Source organism: Streptomyces sp. NPDC006261 (assembly GCF_040613515.1).
Taxonomy (GTDB): Bacteria; Actinomycetota; Actinomycetes; order Streptomycetales; family Streptomycetaceae; genus Streptomyces.
Genome location: NZ_JBEXSI010000140.1, coordinates 1 through 3219, shown reverse-complemented (window position 1 = coordinate 3219; position 3219 = coordinate 1). Strand labels below are relative to the sequence as shown.

Annotated in this window: 2 protein-coding genes; both read left to right on the top strand. The window is 76.6% G+C overall.

The annotated features are described in order from the left end of the window. The first annotated feature begins 137 nt into the window (after window positions 1-137). The gene (locus tag ABZ154_RS34880; RefSeq protein ID WP_356838470.1) at window positions 138-1931 is read left to right on the top strand and encodes a DUF3492 domain-containing protein; all 1794 of its coding nucleotides are present in this window, start codon (window positions 138-140) and stop codon (window positions 1929-1931) included. Window positions 1932-1968: 37 nt separating this feature from the next. Next, window positions 1969-3219: hypothetical protein (locus ABZ154_RS34875; RefSeq protein ID WP_356838469.1), on the top strand; the 1251-nt coding region annotated here is incomplete at its 3' end.

Here is a 3219-nt window from a genome sequence, read left to right as displayed (position 1 = left end):
TGTCGTCCGTTCGCGCCGGCGGGCGTCCGCCCCCCCCCCCGCCCCCCCCCCACCACCGGCGTATCCGCTTACGGTCGTCCCGCTGCGAGTCGCCATTCCAACGGCGGCCGCCCACAAGGGAGATCGGGGGTGTACTCGTGCGGATCGGACTGCTCACCGACGGTGGCTATCCGTTTGCGACCGGTGAGTCCAGACTCTGGTGCGACCGACTGGTGCGCGGGCTGCCGCAGCACGAGTTCGACCTCTTCGCACTGAGCCGCTCGGCCCACCAGGAGGACCAGGGCTGGGTCAGGCTGCCGCACCATGTGAGCCGGGTGCGCACCGCGCCGCTCTGGACCCCCGAGGACGGCACTCTGCGCGGCAGCGGTGAACCCCGCCTGCTGGCCCGGCTGGTGACCGGTGGGGGCGTGTCCTACGGGCGGCGCGACCGCAAGCGCTTCGCCGCCCATGTGAGGGCGCTGGCCACCGCGGTCTGCGCCACCGAGGACGCCGGCACGGGCCGGGCCACCGGAGACGGGCCCGGCGCGGAGCTCTTCACCGAGGGCTTCTACGGGCTCGCCGAGCTGGCCCGGGAGCGGGGCGGACTCCACCTCGCCCTGCGCTCCGAGACCACCGTACGGATCCTGGAGGCCGCCTCCCGGGCCCGGGGCGCCGGCCGGACCGTGCAGAGCGCCACCGTCGTGGACCACCTCGCCACCGCCGCCGAGCTGGAGCGCGTCCTGCGCCCGCTCTCCCTCGACTGGTACGACCCCGAGAGCCTCGGCGCGGTCGACCTCTGCCACGCGGCCTCGGGCGGCGCGGCCGCCATCCCGGGCCTGCTGGCCAAACGCTTCTTCGGAGTGCCGCTCCTCGTCACCGAGCACGGCGTGCAGCTCCGAGCGCACCACCTCGCCGCGCCGGACGCCCCCTTCGGCGCTCCCGTGCGCGCCGTCCTCGCCAACTTCCACGCCCACCTGGCCGCCGAGGTCTACCGGCAGGCCGGGTCCATCACCCCCGGCAACACCCACGTCCGCCGCTGGCAGCAGCGGTGCGGCGCCGACCCGGCCAAGCAGCGCACGGTCTACCCGGGCATGGCCGCCGACCGCTTCTCCGCCGTCGGCGAGGGCGACGACGCGGGCGGCCCGGACACGCTGGTCTGGGCCGGCCGGATCCAGCCCGCCAAGGACCTGATCGCCCTGCTCCACGCCTTCGCCGAGGTCCGCCGCGCCGAACCGGACGCCCGGCTGCGGATCTTCGGCGCCCCGACCGAGGGCGGCGAAGCCACCACGTACCTAGCGCACTGCCGGGCTCTGGCCGCCCAGCTCTTCCCGGACGAGGCCACCGGCGCCCACACCGAAGGCGTCAGCCCGGTCACCTTCGAGGAGATCGGCGGCCCCGAGGTCCCCGACCTCGCCGAGGCCTACGCGGCGGGCGGCGTGATCGTGCTCTCGAGCGTGGTCGAGGGCTTCCCGATCAGCCTCGTCGAGTCGATGTTCTGCGGCCGGGCCACTGTCTCCACGGACGTCGGAGCGGTCGTCGAAGTCATCGGCGGCACCGGCCTGGTGGTGCCCCCGCGCAACCCCCGGGCGCTCGCCGACGCCTGTATCGCGCTGCTGCGCGACCCCGAGCGCCGGGCGCGACTGGGGGCGGCGGCGCGGGCCCGCGCGCTCGAACTCTTCACCGTCGAACAGAACCTCGCGGCATTTCGCGGCATTTACCTGGAGCTGATCTCGCATGCCCCCGTGTGCCGGGAGGCCGACGCCGTGGACGCCGACGGCGAGCCCCTGCTCTTCGCCGCCCCGGCGGAGGCCCGGCTGCTCGGCCCCTGGACCCAGCCGCAGCCCGCGGCCACCGGGGCCCGGGTGCCGGGCTGGGCCGCCGGGGCGGAGCCGGAAGCCGCCCCCGAGCCCGTCTGTGCGGCCACCGGCGGACCGGAGGACGGCGATGCGTGACCACCCGATCCGCCCCGGCCATGGAGAAGACCCCCCGATGCCCAGCCCGGAAGACGGCGCTGTGCCTGCCGAGACCGCCGAGCCGGTGGCTGCAGGCCCGGCGGCTCCCGAGCCCGCTGACGCCGCTCCCATCGAGCTCGTCGCCGCGTCTGCCGCCCCCGCAGCCGCCGTGTCCGAACGCCCCGCCGAGATCCCCTCGCGTGCCGAGCGGCGCAGGCCCGCCGCACCCGTGCGCCGGGGCCCCGCCGACCCCGTGAAGTCCCTCATGCACCACCACCGCGGCCTGTGCGAACGGGCCGTGAGCCCGCTGGAGATCGCCGCGGGCCTGGAAGCCCACGGCCTCACCGACCGCACCGCCGCGCGCTACCGCCACCGGGACGTGTTCGCGCTCGCCGAGGAGCTGTACGCCCGCACCCCCGCCCGGCCCGCCGGACCTCCCGTGGCCGCGCCCCCGCCGCCGGGCCCCGACACCGAGGCACGCGCCGGGTGGACGCTGCTCGCGCTGCTTCCGGGTGCCGCATGCCTCGCCACCGCCGGGCTGCTCCGGGCCACCGAAGGGGTGCTCGGCGGGGGAGTGCGGGCCGCCGTGACGGTCACCGGCGCACTCCTGGCATGTCTGGCGCTCCGGCTGTGCCTGGGCCGGGGCCCGCTGCGCGCCCCCGAAGGAGCGGGCCGCGCCGGGATGTACGCCTGCTGGCTCCTGAGCTTCGCGGTGTACGGCGAGGGGCTGATCGCCCAGGTCGTCAGCGGAGGCCCGGACGGCCCGTGGGAGGCCGGCCCCGCCCCGCTCCTCGGTCTCACCGCGGCACTCGCCCCGGCGGCCTGGTGCGCACACCTCTTCGCCGTGCGGGCCCACCGCAAACTCACCGGAAGCCGCGCACTGGAGGAGTTCGGCGCGGGAGTGCGCCCCCTCCTCCTGGCGGCCGTCACGCTCTTCCTCTTCGCCCTGCTGCCCCTGCTGTTCCTGGCCGACCTCGGCTTCGGCGGCGACGGTACGCCGGTCGCGGCCGCCGCCCTCGGAGTCCTGTTCTTCCTGGCCCGGCTGCTCGCCGCGCACGGGCTGCCCGAGCCGGGCACCGTCGCACTCGCCGCCGCCTGTGCCCTGGAGGCCGCCGCCCCCGCCCTCGTCCTCGCCGGACGGCTGCCCGGCCTCGAACCGCTGGCCCGGCCCGTCCACGCGCTCGTCGCGGCGGGCTATCACTGGGGCAGGGCCTTCTATGTGCGCCTAGAGCCGGGCATCACGCCCGCGCACATCGCCGTCCTGCGACCGTCCCCGCCGACCGGAGGG